Origin of the sequence: Vibrio sp. 1CM8B (genome assembly GCF_023161685.1) — a bacterium.
In the GTDB taxonomy this organism is placed as follows: domain Bacteria; phylum Pseudomonadota; class Gammaproteobacteria; order Enterobacterales; family Vibrionaceae; genus Vibrio; species Vibrio coralliirubri.
In genome coordinates this window covers 36,901-57,738 of record NZ_JALNTU010000009.1, presented here as the reverse complement: position 1 = coordinate 57,738, position 20,838 = coordinate 36,901, and the positions used below count along the sequence as shown (strand labels likewise).

Sequence of the window (20,838 nt, the reverse complement as noted above, 5' to 3'; positions counted from 1 at the left end):
ATTTTTTGGAATTTTGATATGAAACAAGACTACAACTCAACACCAGAGGTCGATGGCAAGTTCGTTGATTTAGATGGTGAGCGTTACTACCAAATCTCTAATGTTGACCAAATGACGCCATTCTTTATTAGCGTTGTATCGTCGAGCGATCACTGGTTATTTATTTCATCAACAGGCAGCCTTTCAGCTGGACGCATTCGTCCGGAAAATGCGCTTTTTCCTTACAAGTCTGTTGACCATATTCATGAAAATGCGGAAAACACCGGCTCAAAATCCATCTTCCGTATTGAACATGGCGACAAGGTTGTACTTTGGGAACCGTTTAATACATTCCATGATGGTATTTTTGATGTTGAACGCAATCTTTATAAAAATACGATTGGAGATAAAATCGTATTTGAAGAGATAAACCATACTTTGCAACTACAGTTCCAATACAGCTGGAATACGAGTGAAAAATACGGATTTATTCGTCGTTCAAAACTGACCAATCTAGCGAGCTTCGAGCGTAAAGTCGAAGCACTAGATGGCTTACAAAATATACTTCCTTCAGGTGCTCCGTTATCAGCTCTTCAAACAAGAAGTGCATTAGTTGATGCGTACAAGTGGAATGAACAAGTTGATGGTAGTTCATTGGCTCTGTTCAGCATGTATGCGAAATTGAGTGATAGAGCCGACCCTGCTGAATCTTTGCTAGCGACGACAGTCTTCAGCTTAGAAACGGAAAGTAGCCAAATTTTATTGACGAGTGCTCAAGTTAATGCGTTCAGAAAAGGTCGAGCGGTTAAAAGTGAACCTTTAACGAAAGGGGTTAGAGGGAGCTATTTAGTTCATAAGTCTCTGACGCTGCGAGCACATCAAACCAAAGTTTGGTCGATTGTCGCTGATATAGACAAGACTCATTCCGATATCTGTCAGCTTCAATCTGAGCTCTCTGTTCCTGCTAACCTAGCACTAGCTTTAGAAAAGAGCGTTGCAGATAATCAAGATGAATTGATCACATTAATGTCTGGCGCGGATGCGTGGCAAATAACAGCTGAAGAAAATACCAGCGTTCACCATTATGCCAATGTGTTGTTCAATAACATGCGTGGTGGCGTGTTTGAAAACGGCTATATGTTAGAAAAGGTTGACGTAGTTAAAACTATGGAAAAGGCCAACTCTCAGGTAGCTGGCCGCCATCAAGACTTTTTTGATCAGTTAGGGGATGTTTTCAGCCATTCTGAATTAGTTTCGCGCGCTAAAGCGACAGGGGATTCTCAATTAGTTCGATTGAGCTACGAGTATCTACCGCTTACTTTTGGACGTCGTCATGGTGACCCTAGTCGCCCTTGGAACCACTATGAGATTAAGCTTAAAGATGAAAATGGCGAACGCTTACTTTCTTATCAAGGCAACTGGCGTGATATTTTCCAAAACTGGGAAGCGATGGCTCTTAGTTATCCAGGGTTCATCAAATCATTCATCTCTAAGTTTGTTAATGCTTCAACGGTGGATGGTTACAATCCGTATCGAATTACTAAAGATGGTGTAGATTGGGAGCTGTTAGAGGCGGATGATCCTTGGAGTAACATTGGTTACTGGGGCGATCATCAAATCATTTATCTATTAAAATTCCTTGAGTTAGCAGACAAATTTGAGCAAAGCGATCTTATCGAATTACTAGAGAGTGACATTTTTAGTTATGCCAACGTGCCTTACGAGCTTTGTGGAGTTCAAGGCCTCTTTGATAACCCTAAAGATACCGTAGAGTTCAACCAAGACTTGCAGGAATTGACAGAGCAACGTGTAAAGAGCTTAGGCAGTGACGGTCGCTTGTTGATGACGGGTGACCAAGAAGTTTATATGGTCAACTTAATGGAGAAGATACTCGTCCCTTTATTGGCGAAATTGAGTAACTTAGTGCTTGATGGTGGTATTTGGCTCAATACACAACGTCCAGAATGGAATGATGCAAACAACGCTATCGTTGGCAACGGCCTCTCAATGGTAACCTTGTACTACATGCGTCGCTATGTTGCCTTTATGCAGCGGCTGTTAGAGAAGTCACCATCGTCATACAGTATTTCCAAAGAAGTGTTTGAGTGGATGTCTTCTGTTACACAGATCGTTTCAGAGGCAAATACAGAGATTCGTCAAGATACGGTCACTCGTCAAACGCGTAAAGCAATGCTGACTAAGCTGGCTAAATCCGCTGCTAATTATCGTGAGCGCGTGTACCGAGTAAATGGATTCTCAGGGAAAACGAAAGTTGAGAAAGAAGCGATTGTTCAATTGATGGGCGCGAGCTTAAAAGTCCTAGATTCTACGATTGCAAACAACTTGCGTGAAGACGGTTTGTACAATGCGTATAACATCTTGAGTTGTTCTGGTGAGAGCTTAATGGTTGAAGAGCTTTACCCTATGCTAGAAGGGCAAGTTGCAGTATTGAGCTCGGGTCTATTATCATCTAAACAAGCGGTTGAGTTGTTGGATAAATTGTTTGCCAGTGACATGTATCGTGCTGATCAAAATAGCTTCATGCTTTACCCTGACCGTGAGCTGGCTTCTTTTATGGACAAAAACTGTTTAGACGCTAAAGACATTGACCAGAGCAAATTGTTAAGCATGATGGTTGTTGCCAAAGATAACCGATTAGTAAACCAAGACAGCAAAGGTTCTTACCACTTCAATTCAAGCTTTGAAAACAAAGGTTTCCTTCAGGCTGCGATTGATGAAATTAAAGCCGATTACCCGTCAATTAGTGATGATGAATTTTGTCATGTATCTAGTTTGTATGAGCGTGTATTCAACCATAAAGCCTTTACTGGGCGTTCGGGAACCATGTTTGGTTATGAAGGTTTAGGTTGTATCTATTGGCATATGGTTTCTAAGTTGCTGCTAGCTGTGCAAGAAAACTATCAGCATGCTTGGGGTATGGACTCTAATAGCCAGGAAACTCTTAAATTAGCGGATTACTATTACAAAGTGAGAGCTGGTATTGGTTTCAACAAAACGCCGGAAAACTACGGTGCGTTTCCGACGGATCCGTATTCTCATACGCCAAAGCACTCTGGAGCACAGCAGCCAGGGATGACAGGGCAAGTTAAGGAAGAAGTGATTACTCGTTTTGGAGAGCTAGGTCTAGAGGTCGTTGATGGCACAATTGTAATTAACCCTTCACTTCTTAGTCCTAAAGAGTTCTTACAAAAAGCGGCGACTTTTGACTGCCAAAATATTGAAGGACAAATGCAGAGCTTTATTGTTCAGGCTGGGCAACTGGCTTTTACTTACTGTCAGGTACCGTTTATTTACCAACTCAATGATGAGCCAACACAGGGTATTGAAGTTCAGTTTAAAGACGGAACAAGTGAGGCATTTGCATCGTTAACGCTAAACCATGAAATGGCTTCACAGCTCTTTTCTCGTAGTGGTCTTATTGAGAAAGTCGTTGTCGTGTTGTCAAAGCACCAGTTACTCTAATTCTAATTTAAAGTGAAATAAAAAGGCTCTAAGTGAATACTTAGAGCCTTTCTTTTAAGTGTAAAAAATGGGGTGCTTGATATACAAAAATCAAAGCTTAGCCACGGACTCTCTTACAATCAATGTCGGGGTTAGTTTGTGCTTCAATGGGTAGTCGCGTTTATTAATTAACGATAAAACACCTTTTGCAGCTTCTTCTCCCATCTCATGAACTGGAAAGTCGACCGTCGATAAGCGAGGACGAATATGCTGGCTATGAGTATCGTTATCGAAGCCTACGACTGAAAGGTCTCGCCCAATAATGAGGTTTCGCTCTGCTGCTACGTCATATACAGCAAGCGCGATATTGTCATTTTGACAGAAAATCGCGGTGATCTCAGGGTCTCGGTCTAACAAGCGTCGCGCAGCTTCGTGGTTGCCTTGATGATCAAAGCGTCCCTCTACAAACAGCCCTGCGTCGTATTCGATACCGAACTCTAACAAGGCATTTCGATACCCTTGAAAGCGATCTCTACTATCAACTTTACTCAACTGGCCTGTGATACAAGCGACTTTTTTATGGCCGTTCTCAAGTAAGTGCTTCGTTGCAAGGTAGCCACCAAGCTCATTATCAATGTAAATACAGCGATCAGAAATCTCAGGAATAAAACGGTTGAGAACAATCATTGTTTCACTGTCTTTCGCTATTTTGATCAGTTCGTCATCACTGAGCTTGTCTGAGTGAACAATGAGGCCATCCACAAGTTTAGATTGCAAAAACTGGATAGAATCGAGCTCTTTGGTTCGTGATTCCTGGCCACTTGTAACGATTAAGTGAATATTATTTTGGCGAACGGTATCTTCGGCTGTATGCATTAATGGTCCATAGAAAGGCCCATCAAGCGAACCAACTAGCATGCCAATGCTATTTGAACGACTGGAGGCTAGAGCTTGTGCAAACGCATTAGGCTTGTAGCCCAGTTGCTCAATAGCTTTGAATACTTTTTCGCGATTGGCTTCCTTTACCGTAGGGTGACCATTTAATGCTCGTGAGACAGTTGATTGAGAAACTTGAGCAAGTTCAGATACTTCTTTAATGGTGATCAATGGTAGTGGCCTTATCTCTACAAGGAGTGAACTAAGCTATATTACCTTCGTGATCAATAAGAGCCTAGCAATCCAATGATTAATATTTAAAAACTCTGAACTGCTTAACGCTAAATTTGAAGGTTAAGCATACAAAGTAAGGTCACGAATATTTCCATATACTCGTTCAAATATCAAGCAAGCGCTTTCTTTGTGTTGTGATAAAAGTGAATCTGTTTTTCTGAGCTTCGTTGTAAGCTAGAAAAAATAGAAGCCTAAGAATAAAAGGGATTCTAGGGTGTTATGCAGATAATCAGGTCAAAAAATTCTTGAGAATCTACACAAACCACAACGAATTTTAGCAAAATGTGAAACTCAACAAGCAAGCGCTTTCTTAAGGTGAGCGTTGTCTCTTTTTTGAACTATGCACTTTTATATACTCATTTTGAAACAGTCGTGCATGGCATATTGGGTCCATGCTCGCGGACTTATTCATTTATCGACTTTCTGTTATGGGCTCCGATATTACGTGTCGCCTGCTTAGAAAGTCGTGATACAAGGAGTTGTAATGCAAGATCTAACCAATCAGGTAAAGATATTAACGTCTTTTATTTCTGCCGCTTTGATGTCTGGCTGCACGGCGATAGAGCTGCCGGTATCCGAAAGTGCTGACTTAGCTCAAACTGAAAAAGCGATTGTGCTATCCCATGCTCCAGTTACTTTAAGTTCAGACTGGCAATTGGTGTGGGAAGACCAGTTTGAAGGCGAGCAAATAAATAAACGTAATTGGTCATTAGAAGTGAACTGTTGGGGAGGAGGGAACAATGAACAACAGTGCTACACGGATGATCCTAATAACGCATTTGTTAAAGATGGCTTTTTACACATTGTCGCGCTGAAGCAAAGTCATACTGGGCCTGACAATGCCGAAGGTACGATTGGCGGAGCAACTAAAACACTCCCTTATACTTCTGCGAGGCTAAGTACAAGAGACAAGCGTGACACCAAATATGGCCGTTATGAAATCAGAGCAAAGTTACCCGGTGGACAAGGTTCATGGCCCGCGATTTGGATGCTGCCAACCGACAATAAATATGGTACATGGGCTGCTTCTGGCGAAATCGATATTATGGAAGCGGTTAACCTAAACACACTTTCAGATGCGGCGGGAGCGAAAAATGATGCTCTAGAGAGCCGGGTCTACGGGACGTTACATTACGGACGAAATTGGCCAGACAATGTTTATAAAGGGCAAGCCGCGACATTGCCAAATGGTGTGAACCCTACTGAGGGCTTCCATACATACGCGATTGAGTGGGAAGAAGGTGAAATTCGTTGGTATGTAGACAATATTCATTACGCGACTCAAACTCAAGAGGGCTGGTACAGCCAATATGAAGCGGAAGAAGGGAAACTCATTAATGCGAGTGGAGCAGCTCCGTTTGATGAAAAGTTTCATTTGTTATTGAATTTGGCCGTCGGTGGGGCGTGGTCAGCAAACGCAAATGATAAAGGCATCGACGAAGGTTTGTTTCCGAAAACAATGCTAGTTGATTCAGTAAAGGTTTACCGTTGTAAGGTTGATCGTTGGAAAGGAAAAGGGTGTGCAAGTCGTTCTGAACATGCAATACAAGTGATAGGGCACAAAGCTCCAGAGATCTTAGCAACCGATGATAGTTATGCTGATGGACCAACGTTGGAGATTTTTACCGAAACTCTTAACGCAAGCTTGGCTTATGCAAGTTATGACCCATTGGATATTGTTGACTATCAAGAAGTGACCGAACCAGATCGTGGAACAGTGCTACAAGTGAATAAGAATCAAGGATCAGGAAATATCTATTTTCGTTCTCCTGTAACAGATGTGACACATTGGCAAGAAACGGGTGAACTGGTCTTTGATTTGAAAGTTGAGAGCATGGCCGACGGGGTTGAACTATTGGTTAAGATGGACAGTGGCTGGCCGAAAACAAGTGACTATACCGTGCCGCTATCAGCAATCAATGAATGGAAGACGGTACGTATTCCAATCGCTGACATTTTAAAGAGAGACAACCGTTTTGCTGGTGGGAATCAAGCTGATCCAACAACGATCACTAACCTTTTAGTGTTTGAGCCTCAAGGAGAAATGAGTTTTAAATTAGACAATATTCGATTTGAAAAGTAAGCTTTTTAACAAAAGGGTTTGAATAAAATTCTGAATATAAAGGGAACATACGATGTATGTTCCCTTTTTTATTTCGACGATTATTTGAGGAAGATAATCGACGATGTATTCCGAAACAGGTTCTGAGTGATTGAACGGAGTAATTCGTCCTTAATATGTGAACAGTGATATTTTACTTGGTTCCATGATTGTTCAAACAAAATACTTAACATCTCTATTTTTGTGACTCATGCATAAGAAAGCGCTTTCTTTGGTGGGGTTGATCACGGTTTATATTCACAAGATCCATTTATACTCTTTCCATACCAACTGAGCGGTTAAAGCCAATAAGGTTAAGAGTGCATAGTGAATGTGGGCTTAGATTTGATCTTCTTTAAATCTGTTCGATTGGTTTTTTTAAGAAAAATAAAGAAAGCGCTTTCTTTTTGAAAGTATAATTTGGAACATGGAGTTATTATGAAACTTTCTAAGCTTACCCTTGCTTGTTTAGTCGCTACTGCTGGCTTGTCTACTGTACCTACTGCATATGCCGAAAAATCGGATGGATTTGAATTTCACGGCTATTTCCGTGCTGGTGTTCTATTCAGTGAAAATGACGATTTTAAACGTGCAAAGTTCCCAGCATCTAAAGAGCGTTTAGGTCGATTGGGTGTTGAGTCGGATAGCCACTTTGAAGTAGCACTGCAGAAAAATTTTGAGAATGACGGTGGTCAGAAAATTCGAATCAAAACACGAGCTGCAGCCAATAATGCGGAATATGCAACTAACCAACTTGGTGCCAATGCCGATGCAACCAACAGCGAAATTGGTATGGCAGAAACTTTTGTCGAGTTTGAAGGTGTATCTGAAACCGGTGTTGTATGGGGTGGTAAGCGCTTTTATGGTAAAGATAATTACATCTTTATGACCGACTTTTTCTACACGGATATGTCAGGTACTGGTGTTGGTATTGAAGGTGTTGAGCTAGGTGGCAATAAGTGGGACTTTGCTTATATTGCGAGCGATGACTCTGGCGATACAAGTTTCTGGGGTGACAGCAACAACATCATGCATGCACTTCATGCTGGCGTGAACTTTGGCAGTGTTGAGCTTCACGCTATGGCTAAGTATATGCCAGACAATATGGTCGATTTAGGTTTTGGTAATGGCCCAGAAGCATTCGCTGAGAATGGCTATGAAATGACGGCAATTGTTCACACTGAGTCTGTCTTTGGGTTGTCAGATAAAGGTTTTACAAAATACATCGCGCAGGCTGGTAAAGGCTTAGGTTCGGGTAACCTTTTAGGCGGTACTCTTACGACTTACAACACGTACAAGCCTGGTAGTGACTATCAAAGTTGGTTAACGACAGGCACGGGTTGTGGTACGTCTTGTTTGAAGGCTGTTGATGAAAATGATGTATCACTACGTGCTTTAGCATGGGGTGGGTACTTTTTTGAAAATGGTGTGAATATTTTCCACTCTCTTCAAACCCAGTACAACGATTTTGACAATGGTGACACAGACGGCTGGGTATCAGCAATGGTGCGACCAACGTTCCCAATTTCAGAAAACTTCTTTATCGCTACCGAAGCTGGTTATATGTACAACTACGAAGACCGTAATGGTGAGTCAAAGAATTCTTATGATTACAAGCTAACAGTAGCACCGACTCTAGTTGTGCACTCTGGCTTCGGTCCATCTCCAGAAATTCGCTTCATGGCATCTTACCTTGATGGTGAAATGCAAGACGGCACGGGTAAAGAGGGTGACTTTGTTGTAGGTATTCAAGCTGACATGTGGTGGTAGAATTTTTACCTTCGGGTCTTAAGTGATATAGAGCATACCGGGGGAGTGGTATGACGGCCTTGCCTTTAGGGCGGGCAAGGCTCTCGATATCCCTATTTATTGCAATAGTTGAGCTCTTTCCTAGCAGCACAAAGAGTTTCATTTTTATTGCTATGAGTCTTCCATATTTGAATGTCGTTTCAAGTGTGTTCTTGCCAAAGGTACTCATCGACCGCTTCGAAAGAAGCGGTTTTTTATGTGTGACATATCTAACCTTTTAAGGCTTAAAGGGGAAAGGGTTATGAATTATGGGAAGCATGTTGCTTTCTAAATTCGCGAGGACTGCATCCATTTTGGGCCTTAAAACACTTGGAGAAATAGTTGCTGTCAGAAAAGCCGCAAGACTCAGCAATGTGTTGGATGCTTTTGTTGTCGTTTAATAATAAGGTTGCCGAGTGTCGAATTTGAAGGTCTTTGACGTATTGGTTTGGGGATGTATTTAAAAACTGCCTGAATAACCTTTCTAGTTGCCGCTTGCTGATATACGCCGCTTGCGCAATGGTTTCTGTATCTAATCCTACTTCTTTGTAATGACGGTCAATATGTGCGAGAGCACGGCTCAATGCCAAGGTTGTTTTTGGTAAGCTATGGGTCTGTTCTTGATATCGCCGAGAAAGTTCTATCGCAAGTTGCTGCATTGTGCTCGTCAATATGATTTCAAACCCCTGTTCTGCGTTGTCGTATTCCGATTTGATTTGTTGTAGAAGTCCATTAATTCGTTTCAACTGAGAAAGTGATAACGTAAGCTTTGCTTGATATTCAGATGCTTGTCGAGCAATGGGTTCTACCTTGAAAAGCGCTTGATAGCCTGGCATTTGACGCATTGAAGGGACCTCAAAAAAAGGCAATGCCGTATCAAACATCAAGTTTACAATCTTCAGTTTATTTACTTCGCAAAATCCATGTTCAATATCCCCATTAATAACAAATACATCTCCTGTACTTAAAGGGTAGGTGTGGCTAGCTACCGTATGCTTTCCACTACCGCTCACAACTAAGAAAAGTTCAGAAAAGTCATGGCTATGTACGTCAAAGTCGAAATCGTGATGACCATCGACATAGGCAAATTTTATCTGAGGATATCTCTGATGACTTTGGAGTCTAAACTTGGTTTTCATGTCGCTATTTTACCTACTTCTGTCGCTTATTTGGTAGTTACACGCCGTAGTTAAGATTACTATTTTTTGAACCAAGACAATATTAACTTTTAGAGCGAGAGGTAAAACTTTTGCTCTAAGTAAAAAAATAGTAGGACTCAAAATGAATACTGTGGAAATTCTCGAAGCACAGAAGCAGCTTGCAACCATAAGTCGACAAGCGGCTGCTGAGGGCATTGTGCTACTAAAAAATAGTGATTCAATATTGCCATTGCAGGCTAATGATACGGTGTCTCTTTTTGGTCGTTGTCAGATTGATACCTACCGAAGTGGCACTGGATCTGGTGGAGCGGTGAATGTCCCTTATTCCGTAAATGCATTACAGGGCTTGTATGAAAATCCAAACATCAATCTTAATCTCAGTTTGGTGGAGGTATACCAACGTTGGATCAAGGACAACCCGTTCAATGACGGCGGTGGTGGTTGGGCAGCTGAACCTTGGTTTCAAGATGAAATGCCTCTTTCAACTTCTGTTGCGATGGATGCCGCCGCCAAATCTAACAAAGCCATTATCTTTATCGGTCGAACGGCGGGTGAGGATCAAGATAATGCACAGCAGCAAGGCAGTTACAATTTAACCGTGCTCGAAATGCAAATGTTGGAGAAAGTGACCGAACATTTTGATGATGTCATTGTGATACTGAACGTGACCAACATTATTGATATGTCATGGGTAAGCTCACTAAAAGATACAAGTTCGCTCAAGGCGATTTTATATAACTGGGCTGCAGGTATGGAAGGTGGGCATGCTCTTGCGGATGTCTTATCTGGTGATGTTAGCCCAAGTGGACGTTTGACCGATACGATTGCGCACTCTTTATCTGATTACCCTTCGAGCTCGAATTTTGGAAGCAAAGACCGGAATTTATATCAAGAAGATATCTATGTCGGGTATCGGTATTTTGAAACTTTCAATCCTAAAGCTGTTCAATTTGAATTTGGTTTTGGGCTGTCCTACACCCGCTTTTCCAATAAATTAAATGCATTCACGATTCTTGGTTCCGGCTCTGAACAAGAGTTGGTCTTCGATATTGAAGTTAAAAACATAGGCGAGAAATACAGTGGTAAGGATGTTGTTCAACTGTATGTTGAATCACCTCAAGGTCAACTGGGTAAGCCATCTAGAGCACTTACAGGCTTTGCAAAAACACCCACTTTGGATCCAAACGAAACAGCACGTGTGAAGGTTTCATTTCTTCTATCTTCGTTAGCTTCATTTGATGATAGTGGTAAGACAGGTTACCCAAATAGCTATGTGCTTGAAGCTGGGGAATATCAGTTTTATTTAGGAGGCAGCGTTCGACAAGCAAGGCTAGTTGACGAAAGCATAAAAGTGGATGAGCTAATAGTTGTTGAGCGACTAACGGAAGCTCTGGCACCCGTCACCGCTTTTAAAAGGCTCGTTCCAAAAGAGATAGGGCAAAATGGGGTTTACAGTTGTGACTATGAATCTGTACCACTACGAACTATAGATTTGAGTAAACGTATTCTGAGTGAGCTTCCAAGCTCTATTCCTCTTGGTGAAGATACGGGCATTCGTTTACTGGATGTTAAGCAGGGGCGAGCGAACATTGACGAATTTGTCTCGCAAATGAACGTAAAGCAGTTAGCGACAATTGTTCGTGGGGAAGGTATGTGCAGCCCTAAGGTGACGCCAGGTACTGCTGCTGCTTTTGGTGGTGTTTCGCCGAGCTTATTTGATTTAGGCATCCCTGTCGTTGCAGCTGCTGATGGTCCGTCTGGTATCCGAATGGACAGCGGACATAAAGCATCTCAAGTCCCAATTGGTACATTATTAGGCTGTACATGGAACCCAGAACTGAATGAGAAACTATTTCATTTAGTGGGGAAAGAGATGCAAGCCAATCATATTGATACGTTGCTTGGTCCTGGGATTAACATCCACCGCCACCCTTTGAATGGTCGAAATTTTGAGTATTTCTCAGAAGATCCATTTCTCTCAGGGGTAATAGCTGCATCTCAAACTCTTGGTCTTAAAGCTGTAGGAGTATCTGGCACAATCAAGCATTTGGTGGCGAATGATCAAGAAACGTCACGGTTTGATGTTGATAGTGTTATATCTCAAAGAGCACTTCGTGAGATTCATCTGAAGCCTTTTGAAATAGCGGTAAAACAAGGAGGAGCTTCGAGTGTTATGACCTCCTACAATCCTATTAATGGTCACTGGGCTGCATCCAATTACGACCTCAATACTACGATTCTTCGTGGGGAGTGGGGTTATAAAGGGATAGTGATGACGGATTGGTGGGCAAAAATGAATGACCCAATCAAAGGTGGCTCTGAAAGTCGAAGTTACACATCCTTTATGCTTCGCTCTCAAAATGATCTTTATATGGTTGTTGAGCATGATGGTGCGGAAAATAACGTGTCGAATGACGATACGTTACAGGCGCTTGAAAACGGAACGTTGAGCTTAGGGGAGTTGCAACGAAGCGCGATGAATATTTGTCGTTTTATTATGGACTCTCCAGCAATGGGTCGCCCATTAGTCGCTTTTGATCCAGTTAAGAGCTTTGAGGCGACCCAAAATCTTAATAAACAACAGAGTAAAACTGATGGAGACTTTTGCTCTCTGACGGCAGAGCAACATGCAATAGTATTACCACTTAATATCAGAGAAAACCGTAGCATTGTTTTGGAAGTTAAACAGGCTGGTGTGTATCGATGTGCAGGTATTGTTAACTACGATAGTGGCACTTTGGCTCAATCTGCGTGTAGTTTAAGTCTCAATAACGTGTACGCGATGTCTCTATCAGTGAATGGTACTAATGGCGAGACAGTTTCAGTTGAGGGGCTCTCCGTTAAGCTTGATAAAGGCTTTTATTCTTTGGATATTGAATTCATCAAATTAGGCTTAGAATTGGAGCAATTAGTATTTTCGTTTATGCCTGAATAGGGCTAAGGGATAACAGTCGTTTATTTAACTCTCGTTGCTCAAAAAAGAGGTAAAGTGAGAGAAAATAAACGACTACTTTGAGGTTGAGTTATTGTGCTTTTTGATATTGCTTCATCGCGTCAACAAAGGAGTTTCGCATCCCTTCGATTCCTAATCGCTCAGATTCTTCAACGTAAGTCAGTGCTGCACTAAAATCTCCAGATGAAACCGAGTTTTCTATAAGAGTTTGATAAACCTCTTTCTTATTCAGTGTATTTTCCGTTAATAAATCTGATTGGGCTACGGTTGATTCTGGAATAATTTGTTGAACTCGCTTTTGACGGTTTTGTTCTTCAACAACGGTGGTTACCGCTGTGAATTTAAAATCAAAGGAGACTTTCCCGATTGCAGAATGAGGGATGGCGTAGTCCGTGTTATGAGCGATGTTTGCCTGGATATCACCAGAACGTATCGCCATATCACTTGGTTTTTCGACAGGAGTTGTTTCCGCGAGTGCTTCGCTGGTTGTGAATACGACCAAGTAAGCAGGAGCCTCGCCGTTTAAGTAACGTTCTTGCAGTTCGATTTGCGCACCATATTGTGCACCATCAAGCAGGCTAAGTGGTTGGTACTTAATACTTTCATTGCCAATGACATCTAGCGGCTGGTAATTTTTGTCTAAGACTAAAAGTGACGGAACGAATGCTGAATAACTAGCATTTGAAGTCACTGAAAAACGAATAGCATCTAGTGTTGCAGGAAGCTTTAGCCCTCCAGCAAAGGATCGGCCCGATTTGAACTCGATCTTAGGGCTTGCTGTGGTGATCGAAACAGATGTTTCTTCTGGGTTCGTAACGCTTTGATATTGAATTGTACTCAGGTTTTCACAGCAGTTTTCGTTGTTCTGTAGTGACTCTAGCCCCGGAGAAGTTTTGTGGTAGCTAACCGGTGACTCTGTCACTGTTGAACAGGCGCTTAGTGCGAATACCGCTGGTAGAATTGCTAAATATTTCATAATTTCTCACAGTTAAAAAAGCATATCTGATTCAGAGTGCCTGATTGATAATAGAGATACACTACAAGAAAGCGCTTTCTTTTTGAGTGACGAACACCAAATTTAAAGAAATACTCGCTAATAATTAGTACGAATTAGGTAACAGGCTGCCGTTGGGCTGTTACCTAGATTGAAAGTTAACGAGATACCGAACTTAACAACTGAGTAAAGCGTTGCCATGATTTTTGGTCAGCTTCATGTTGATAGTTATTCGATCCGAATACTGTGAAGGCGTGTGGCGCACCACTATAAGTGATCATCTCATGCGGAACTTTGGTTGATTCAAGTTGAGCGGCGAGGCTTCCAAAGTCGTGCATTGAAATCATGGCATCAGCCGTACCGTGGAACACGACTACGGGAGCTTTAGTCTGCGAGTAGTCTTGGCCTTTTGGTGTTGATAAACCGCCATGGAAGGTTACGTAAGCCTTCGAAGGAATTCCCGCACGAGCAGCTTCTAAAACGGCAGCGCCGCCAAAGCAGTATCCCATCATTACGTTGTTATCTAAGTTACCGCCAAGTCTTTTCGCTTCCATGGCTCCTGCGTTGAGTAGCGCACGCATTTTCTCTCTGTCTTTGTACAGTTCGCCTGTGTGTTGTTTTTTGTCTTTCACTTCGGTTGGGCGAATGCCTTTACCAAACAGGTCGATAGCGAACACGTTGTAACCGAGTTCGTTGAGCATCTCAGAACGCTTCTTTTCGTAATCGGTTAAGCCATCCCAATCGTGAATTAGCAGTACCAAAGGCGCTTGGTCACTGGCTTCACTCCAATAACCTTCGTAGTCCATCCCGTCGACTTGGTAAGTGACGTTTTCTCCAGAAATAGCTGAAAAGGGCAGTAAGATTGAAAACAGGCCGAGTGTAGTGAGTTTTCGCATGCGTTATTCCTTCAGAAGACAATGACGTTCCAATCGACAGTATAGATAACGCGATGATTCTCGCCAGATTTTTGTCTTTAATTTGAAGTGTAAGAGTAGAGGTAAAATATGAAAGTGAAACGCTAAAACAGCCATCACGATCAAGTGTGATGGCTGTATGACGGTGTTCTCAGATTACGGAAATTCGAATATCCAGAGCTCGGTGTGACGGGGCAATTACCAGGAAGCGTTAGTCGTGCTACGGCACATATCTGGATATTTTCGCTGATAGCGTGGCAGCATCGATTCGTTACCTAAGATACCGCCTTGGTGAATGTAGATAATGGTTTTAGTTGGGTTATCTTCTTGCCATTGTTCTAAGCATTGCCACATCAATGGGTCGTAAAGCAGGTCAAACTCGATGTCGGTTTGCTCTTGTAGATCCAACCAAGTTTGATAATCCTGTTGATACAATTTTCCAAAGTGGTGTTTGGTTTCGAGCGATAAGATCTGTGGATGTTCGGTTTCACCTAGCTCATTAAATTGCTGCGTTAAATAGTCGCTGCCACCAACACAAGCACACGTTAATACCGGGATGTTGTGCAGCTTTAAATGCTTATGAAGATAGAGAGCTGTGCTACCTGTCCCTGCGGGGAGTGCGACCACAAAATCGTGTTGGTTTTCGAAGCGAGTCCAGCTCAGTATTTCCATTGCCAATTGCTTAACACCATACTCAGCAAGCTGAGAGCGGCCACCCTCGGGTAACACAATGCAGTGTGAGTCAGGTTGTCTTACTTGCTCAATATACTCTTTAGGATGAAGCTCAGAGCCTGTCTCTTTGACTGAAATCACCTTAGCGCCAAGGTCTACTGCACCACGATAATTACCTATTGGGCGTTCTAGTAGCCACTCGGGAAGATGATCGACGTAGAACTCAAGCGTCCAACCTTTGATCTTTGCCAGTGCCGCGAGTGAGAACAGAGAGTTAGCCTGCGCAGAACCATAGCTGATCAAGGTTGTGGTCTCTGGGTGCTCGTCTTCCAGCAGCTTCATGAACTTGCGGGCTTTGTTACCGCAAAAGTGTGAGTGAAGTTGATCGTCACGCTTTAAGAAAAAGGTGTGGTCGTTAAATTGATGCTGAGTTACAGGGCTATTATTTAGTTTCATCGCACTTAAACAAAATGCTGACTAAAGAGCCAGCATTTTTAAATCAAATAGGACGGACGAGTATCTAGTAGCCAGAGGCGGCTGTAAACCAACTAAATCAAGTTTTCGTTCGATATTGACGCGGATGAATCGGCTTGAAAGGTGATCTTGGCTGTGCATCCACCACAGCTGCGATTAAACAATTCAAAGTCCCAATGAAAACGCTGACACAAGTCATCGACAATCAACAAACCTAGCCCGTGTCCATTCGGGTTGTATTGCTCCTGCAGGCCTTCGCCTTGGTCTTCAATAATAAGACTGTCTTGAGAAAGGGTAATAGTTACTGTACCGCTATTAGTTGCTGCAATCGCGTTTCTTAACAAGTTACCGACCAACATATTCATGATCGCGCTGGTGGATTGAATGGTTGGTTCTGATTGAACTTGTAAGGTTATCGCGACTTCCTTCTCGTCAGCCTGCAACGAATTTTTAGAAACGATAGTCTCTAGCTCTTGCTGGCTGAATAAACGTAGCGGTGCATCGTCACTGTTTCTTTCATAGCGAACGAGACCAAGCAGTGCATCGACCATTTCAGACATTTGAACAATGGCTTCATCAATACGTTCAACCTGACGAGATTGAAATTCGGTTGTTTCGCTTCTCAGTAACAGTTTGTTGGCACCACGAGCGACCGTTAACGGTGTTCTTAACTCGTGACTTGAGTAACGAGCAAACGCTTGTTCACGTTTGAGCAAAGAATTGATTTCTCTTCGGTATTGATTGAGTTGATCTGTGAGCTGACGAAACTCAACCGCGGCGTCGTCATTGACACTAAACTCTTCATTGAGGTTAAGCTTATTTGATTCCAGTTGCTCGGAAATAGAGTTAAAGGGTTCAATTAACCGTTTAGATAACCGATAGAGCAGAGCACCAAAGCTAAAAATTAGAATAGAGAGTAACGTTAGTACAAAGGTGGTCGCATAAACCAGTTCGTAAATATCAAACTCGACGCGGTCGATCTCGGAAAGCAGAACGATTGGGTGGGTTTGACCCTTATCAGAATACTCACCTACATACACCATGCGAGAGTTAGGCTCTTCACCTACTTCGCCAACAAAGCTTCCTTTGCCTTTAATGTACTTGAGGTATTCTGCAGGTATCAATGAAAGATCGTTGTAAGCAATCGTCAGGTCATCAATTCTTAACTCACCGCTTTCGCCTGCTTGGAATAAACCAACCGCATAGTTACGGTCAATCAGGATGCGTCTTTCACCGACGCGATCTTCTGACATGTAGAGTGCAGCAATAAATACTAAATAGACAAAGGCCGATACAATCACGGCCATTAACCCAAAGAAAACCGCTAAGCGGCCGGTTAGGGTTTTGGTGCTCGTGAGAACATTTAAAATCAATTCGATGACTCCAGACGGAATCCAACTTTAGGGACGGTAATCAACATCTGAGTGTCAAAAGGCTTGTCGAGTTGGTTACGTAATTGATAGATGTGGCTACGTAACACATCATTGTTGGGTTCGTCTTCTTCCCAGAGTTTGTAGGAGATATCTTCGCGAGTTACCACTTCAGGTGCTTTTTGGCACAACATCTCAAGGATGGTGTAAGTGGTTGGGTTGAGTGCGAGCAGCTTATCTTGACGGTAGGCTTTACGCGTTTTTTGGTCAATGGTGAGTTCATCAAACTGCAATTTAGAAGACGCCACTTTTCCGCGGTAACGACGAACCAGTGCGTTCATTCTCGCTTCTAAAATATCCAAGTCGAAAGGCTTGGTTAGGTAATCATCGGCACCGTGTTCAAACCCTTTCAACATGTCTTCACGGCTATCAAGCGCGGTAAGCATCAGGATCGGAGTTGTATTGCCTTGGTCTCTTAGCTTGTTACAAACCGTTAGGCCGTCCATTCTCGGCAGCATCAGATCTAATATGATGATATCAAAAGAGTTATCCATCGCGAGTTGCAAGCCAAGCTCACCGTTGTCCGCGTAATCGAGCTCCATCCCAATGCACTCAAAATAATCAAATAATACGCCTGCAATTTCGCGGTTATCTTCGACTAATAGAACTCGTTTCATTTTGATTCTCATACAGAAATAGACGGTAACATTATCCTGAGTGAGCGTGAAAAATATGTCAATAACATAACTTTCACTTATGAGGGGGTAGATTGGATTCAGATTAAAAAATAGAAGAACGTATTATGTCTGAACTTCATATTAGCCGACCTAAAGTCTCCACATCACGGATCAATCCCGCCGTTTCACTATCGATCATTGTGCCGTTTTACGATGAACAAGAGGTGTTAGAAGAGTTTCATTCTCGCTTAACCAAGGTGCTGGATAGCTTACCCATCACCAGTGAAATCGTTTATGTCGATGATGGCAGCAAAGACAACAGCTTGGATTTGGTGAGTTCATTTACTTCAATCAATAGCTCAATTTCTGTGATCGGTTTAAGCCGCAACTTTGGTAAAGAGTCCGCGATGAGTGCAGGCCTCGAACACTGCCGAGGACAAGCCGTAATCTTACTTGACGCCGATCTACAAGATCCACCCGAGCTGATTCCGCAAATGATTGCCAAATGGCGCGAAGGTTATGACGTCGTCAATATGCAGCGTAGCCAACGTGATGGTGAAACGTGGTTTAAGAAGTTTTCAGCAGCAAGCTTTTACAAAGTCATGAACGTGGCGGCGAAGATTGATGTTCCAGAAAATGTGGGTGATTTTCGACTGTTAAGCCGAGAGGTTGTCGACCATATCAACCAACTGCCTGAACGTAACCGTTACATGAAAGGCATCTTTTCATGGCCAGGTTTCCGACAAGCGACGCTCCAATTTAAGCGCGATGCTCGCTTCTGTGGCGAGACCAAGTGGAACTACCTCAAGTTAATTGGATTGGCGATGGATGGCATCACATCGTTCTCTATCCGCCCACTGCGTATTGCGACGGCCGTCGGAGGCTTAGTGGCACTTACCGCTTTCGTGTATGGCGTCTTCATCGTGTTCAAAACAATGATGTTTGGTGAGCCTATTACTGGCTACCCATCCATGATGGTGGTCCAACTTGCCCTTGGCGGTATTCAACTTCTGAGTATTGGTTTAATGGGGGAATACATAGGTCGTATTTTCATCGAAACCAAGAACCGCCCTTTGTATCTGATCCAATCGGTGGTCGATACCCCAGCATTAAAAACACATTTTAAATTAGAGGAGTCAGCATGAGCCTGAACCGAACGCACCTATGGTATTTGTTGGCTTTTGCATTGGTTCTAAGGCTCTTATCTCTGGCGACATACCCTTTAATGGATACCACGGAAGCGCGCTACGGTGAAATGGCTCGCTTGATGGTAGAAACAGGTAATTGGTTAACCCCTCAATTTGATTACGGCATCCCTTTCTGGGGTAAACCACCGTTGTTCACATGGATGAGTGCAGCGGGGATTGAGCTGTTTGGTTTGAGTGAGTTTGCTGTGCGTGCGCCACACTGGCTAGCAGGTTCTGCGACGATTCTGTTGGTTGCATACATGGCCAAGCGTACCGGACAAAGTGCCTTGGTGGCGGCTGTGGTATTGGCGACATGTGGGATTTTCTCTATTGCGGCGGGTGCTGTGATGACCGACATGGCGTTAACGTTAGCGATGACCATTGCCATGTTAGGTTTTTATCTATGTTGGTTAGGAGGAGAGGGTTCAAAGGGAGAAGGTAGTGCGAAGACTCATCGGTCTTGGGGCTATGTCGGTTTCATTGGTTTAGCACTAGGCTTACTTGCAAAAGGACCGGTAGCGATTGTGATCATGGGTATCGCTGTTTTCCCTTGGTTAGTATTGCAACATGGCTTGTTTGGCGCTTTCAAAGTGCTATGGCAACGCTTTCCATTGTTGTCTGGCTTAGGTGTGATGCTGGCGATTGCTTTGCCTTGGTACATCATGGCTGAAATGGCAACACCGGGCTTTATCGATTACTTTATTGTTGGCGAGCACTTTAAGCGTTTTGTTGTGAGTGGTTGGGAAGGGGATCTTTATGGTTCGGCCCATGATGAAACAAGAGGAATGATCTGGGTTTTCTGGATTCAAGCAGCTGCGCCGTGGTCGATTGTGTTGCCTATTTTGACTTTCGCCCGTCGTAAGAAAATCGCAGAAGTTAACGCTGAACATAGTGGGTTGTTTTCATTCCTTGTGTGTTGGTTGGTCTCTCCTTTAATTCTTTTTACCATGGCAGGTAATATTCTTCCTGCGTATGTGTTGCCGGGTATTCCGGCCCTTGGCTTGTTGGTTGCTATACTCATAATTGAAAAAGATAAGAAGTGGTTTTCGAGTGTGGCTTTGGTGCTCCCTGTGCTGTTAATGATTGCGATGGTCTACTTGAATTTAGGTAAAGCGAACGAGAAAAGTGACCGTATTATCTTTGAACAGATTACGGATGAAGCGCCGAGCTTTTATGTAGGTAAACGACCATTCTCTGGGCAATTTTACAGTCATGGTCAAGCGAAAAAACTTCTCGATATCGAGCAGCTAGATGGCAGTGATAAGTTCTATCTGATTGGTAAAAGAGCGGAAGTGGAAACCAAGATTAAAGACAACGCGTTAACCTGTATTTTAGAGCCGACGGTGAAAATAAAGCGTGCTTTATTCAGTTGTCATAGCCAAAACATCAAACCAAATTTGTCGTTGAGCCACATTCGAAGTGAAAGTGATGTTCAGCATTAACTTAGGGCTGCAAATGTTCAATAATAAGCTTCAGGCACACAGTCAGAGGTTACAGTCCCACCACAAGGTGGTTCGATTTGCTGTGGTTGGGGTTGGTGGGTTTGTTGTTGATTGCTTAGTTTTTGCGTTACTGCATTATGCCGTTGGGCTGCCTTTGATGAGTGCACGGATAGGATCTTTCATTGCAGCCGCAACAACAACGTGGTTTGGTAATCGCGTGCTGACTTTTGGATTCAAAGGTCAGGGGAGTTGGTCCGAAAAGTTGATCCAGTGGCAGAAATTCATGTTTTCCGCATCGATATCGGCGATTCCTAATTTGTTGTGCTTTAAGTTGATGACGGAACTGTTGCCTGCATTTACTGGGGCCGTGTTTATCGCAATGGCGGTTGGTATCTTAGTGGGTATGGTCACCAACTATTTGTTTAGTCAGTATTGGGTATTTACTCGTTAGACAACTCAGTGAGATTTTTGATGAGTTGGCAAAAACAAAAAAGC

Annotated in this window: 14 protein-coding genes; 7 read left to right on the top strand and 7 right to left on the bottom strand. The window is 43.0% G+C overall.

Annotated elements, in window-relative coordinates:
* The first annotated feature begins 18 nt into the window (after positions 1–18).
* Positions 19–3,462 (top strand): hypothetical protein, encoded by a 3,444-nt coding sequence (locus tag MSG36_RS17015; RefSeq protein ID WP_248368933.1) that lies wholly within the window; start codon positions 19–21, stop codon positions 3,460–3,462.
* A gap of 90 nt (positions 3,463–3,552) precedes the next feature.
* Here MSG36_RS17015 and MSG36_RS17010 read toward each other — a convergent pair whose 3' ends face one another.
* Positions 3,553–4,548: a LacI family DNA-binding transcriptional regulator gene (locus MSG36_RS17010; RefSeq protein WP_019821076.1), complete on the bottom strand. Its 996-nt coding sequence runs from the start codon at positions 4,546–4,548 to the stop codon at positions 3,553–3,555.
* 547 nt (positions 4,549–5,095) lie between these two features.
* Between MSG36_RS17010 and MSG36_RS17005 the strand changes: the two genes are divergently transcribed.
* Positions 5,096–6,694 carry a glycoside hydrolase family 16 protein gene (locus MSG36_RS17005; RefSeq protein WP_050651493.1) on the top strand — a complete coding sequence of 533 codons (1,599 nt, stop codon included), beginning with the start codon at positions 5,096–5,098 and terminating at the stop codon, positions 6,692–6,694.
* A gap of 456 nt (positions 6,695–7,150) precedes the next feature.
* A complete protein-coding gene (locus tag MSG36_RS17000; protein WP_048659629.1) occupies positions 7,151–8,482 on the top strand; it encodes a carbohydrate porin in 1,332 nt (443 codons plus the stop codon).
* Between the two features lie 278 nt (positions 8,483–8,760).
* Here the strand turns inward: MSG36_RS17000 and MSG36_RS16995 are convergent, their stop codons facing one another.
* Positions 8,761–9,639 (bottom strand): helix-turn-helix domain-containing protein, encoded by an 879-nt coding sequence (locus MSG36_RS16995; protein WP_050634918.1) that lies wholly within the window; start codon positions 9,637–9,639, stop codon positions 8,761–8,763.
* Positions 9,640–9,781: 142 nt separating this feature from the next.
* Here MSG36_RS16995 and MSG36_RS16990 point away from each other — a divergent pair, with 142 nt between their 5' ends.
* On the top strand, positions 9,782–12,595 hold the full coding sequence (locus MSG36_RS16990) for a glycoside hydrolase family 3 protein (RefSeq protein ID WP_248368931.1): 2,814 nt from the start codon (positions 9,782–9,784) through the stop codon (positions 12,593–12,595).
* Positions 12,596–12,683: 88 nt separating this feature from the next.
* Here MSG36_RS16990 and MSG36_RS16985 read toward each other — a convergent pair whose 3' ends face one another.
* The 5 genes from MSG36_RS16985 to MSG36_RS16965 all read right to left on the bottom strand — a co-directional run bounded on the left by MSG36_RS16985 (position 12,684) and on the right by MSG36_RS16965 (position 17,714).
* The gene (locus MSG36_RS16985) at positions 12,684–13,589 is read right to left on the bottom strand and encodes a MalM family protein (RefSeq protein WP_061038885.1); all 906 of its coding nucleotides are present in this window, start codon (positions 13,587–13,589) and stop codon (positions 12,684–12,686) included.
* 176 nt (positions 13,590–13,765) lie between these two features.
* A complete protein-coding gene (locus MSG36_RS16980; protein ID WP_050651490.1) occupies positions 13,766–14,503 on the bottom strand; it encodes a dienelactone hydrolase family protein in 738 nt (245 codons plus the stop codon).
* Positions 14,504–14,719: 216 nt separating this feature from the next.
* Entirely contained in the window at positions 14,720–15,649 is a 930-nt protein-coding gene (locus MSG36_RS16975) for a pyridoxal-phosphate dependent enzyme (protein WP_086969520.1), read from the bottom strand.
* A gap of 92 nt (positions 15,650–15,741) precedes the next feature.
* Positions 15,742–17,040, bottom strand: coding sequence for a HAMP domain-containing sensor histidine kinase (locus MSG36_RS16970; protein WP_248368929.1), 1,299 nt, complete (start codon positions 17,038–17,040; stop codon positions 15,742–15,744).
* Positions 17,037–17,714 (bottom strand): response regulator transcription factor, encoded by a 678-nt coding sequence (locus tag MSG36_RS16965; protein ID WP_048612779.1) that lies wholly within the window; start codon positions 17,712–17,714, stop codon positions 17,037–17,039. Before MSG36_RS16965 ends, MSG36_RS16970 begins: the two co-directional genes overlap by 4 nt.
* 125 nt (positions 17,715–17,839) lie before the next feature.
* Between MSG36_RS16965 and MSG36_RS16960 the strand changes: the two genes are divergently transcribed.
* From MSG36_RS16960 to MSG36_RS16950, 3 genes are read left to right on the top strand one after another with little or no spacing between them, the layout of a single operon-like run.
* Positions 17,840–18,859 carry a glycosyltransferase family 2 protein gene (locus MSG36_RS16960; RefSeq protein ID WP_086969524.1) on the top strand — a complete coding sequence of 340 codons (1,020 nt, stop codon included), beginning with the start codon at positions 17,840–17,842 and terminating at the stop codon, positions 18,857–18,859.
* Positions 18,856–20,343, top strand: a complete 1,488-nt coding sequence (locus tag MSG36_RS16955; protein WP_248368927.1) for a glycosyltransferase family 39 protein — start codon at positions 18,856–18,858, stop codon at positions 20,341–20,343. Before MSG36_RS16960 ends, MSG36_RS16955 begins: the two co-directional genes overlap by 4 nt.
* Positions 20,330–20,794 carry a GtrA family protein gene (locus MSG36_RS16950; RefSeq protein WP_050651484.1) on the top strand — a complete coding sequence of 155 codons (465 nt, stop codon included), beginning with the start codon at positions 20,330–20,332 and terminating at the stop codon, positions 20,792–20,794. The genes MSG36_RS16955 and MSG36_RS16950 overlap by 14 nt, the downstream gene beginning before the upstream one ends.
* The last annotated feature ends 44 nt before the right edge of the window (positions 20,795–20,838 follow it).

Bases quoted from the DNA above. Each gene is read 5' to 3' on its own strand.
- MSG36_RS17015 (WP_248368933.1), top strand. From the start codon at position 19: ATGAAACAAGACTACAACTCAACACCAGAGGTCGATGGCAAGTTCGTT.
- MSG36_RS17005 (WP_050651493.1), top strand. From the start codon at position 5,096: ATGCAAGATCTAACCAATCAGGTAAAGATATTAACGTCTTTTATTTCT.
- MSG36_RS17000 (WP_048659629.1), top strand. From the start codon at position 7,151: ATGAAACTTTCTAAGCTTACCCTTGCTTGTTTAGTCGCTACTGCTGGC.
- MSG36_RS16995 (WP_050634918.1), bottom strand. From the start codon at position 9,639: ATGAAAACCAAGTTTAGACTCCAAAGTCATCAGAGATATCCTCAGATA.
- MSG36_RS16990 (WP_248368931.1), top strand. From the start codon at position 9,782: ATGAATACTGTGGAAATTCTCGAAGCACAGAAGCAGCTTGCAACCATA.
- MSG36_RS16985 (WP_061038885.1), bottom strand. From the start codon at position 13,589: ATGAAATATTTAGCAATTCTACCAGCGGTATTCGCACTAAGCGCCTGT.
- MSG36_RS16980 (WP_050651490.1), bottom strand. From the start codon at position 14,503: ATGCGAAAACTCACTACACTCGGCCTGTTTTCAATCTTACTGCCCTTT.
- MSG36_RS16975 (WP_086969520.1), bottom strand. From the start codon at position 15,649: ATGAAACTAAATAATAGCCCTGTAACTCAGCATCAATTTAACGACCAC.
- MSG36_RS16965 (WP_048612779.1), bottom strand. From the start codon at position 17,714: ATGAAACGAGTTCTATTAGTCGAAGATAACCGCGAAATTGCAGGCGTA.
- MSG36_RS16960 (WP_086969524.1), top strand. From the start codon at position 17,840: ATGTCTGAACTTCATATTAGCCGACCTAAAGTCTCCACATCACGGATC.
- MSG36_RS16955 (WP_248368927.1), top strand. From the start codon at position 18,856: ATGAGCCTGAACCGAACGCACCTATGGTATTTGTTGGCTTTTGCATTG.
- MSG36_RS16950 (WP_050651484.1), top strand. From the start codon at position 20,330: ATGTTCAGCATTAACTTAGGGCTGCAAATGTTCAATAATAAGCTTCAG.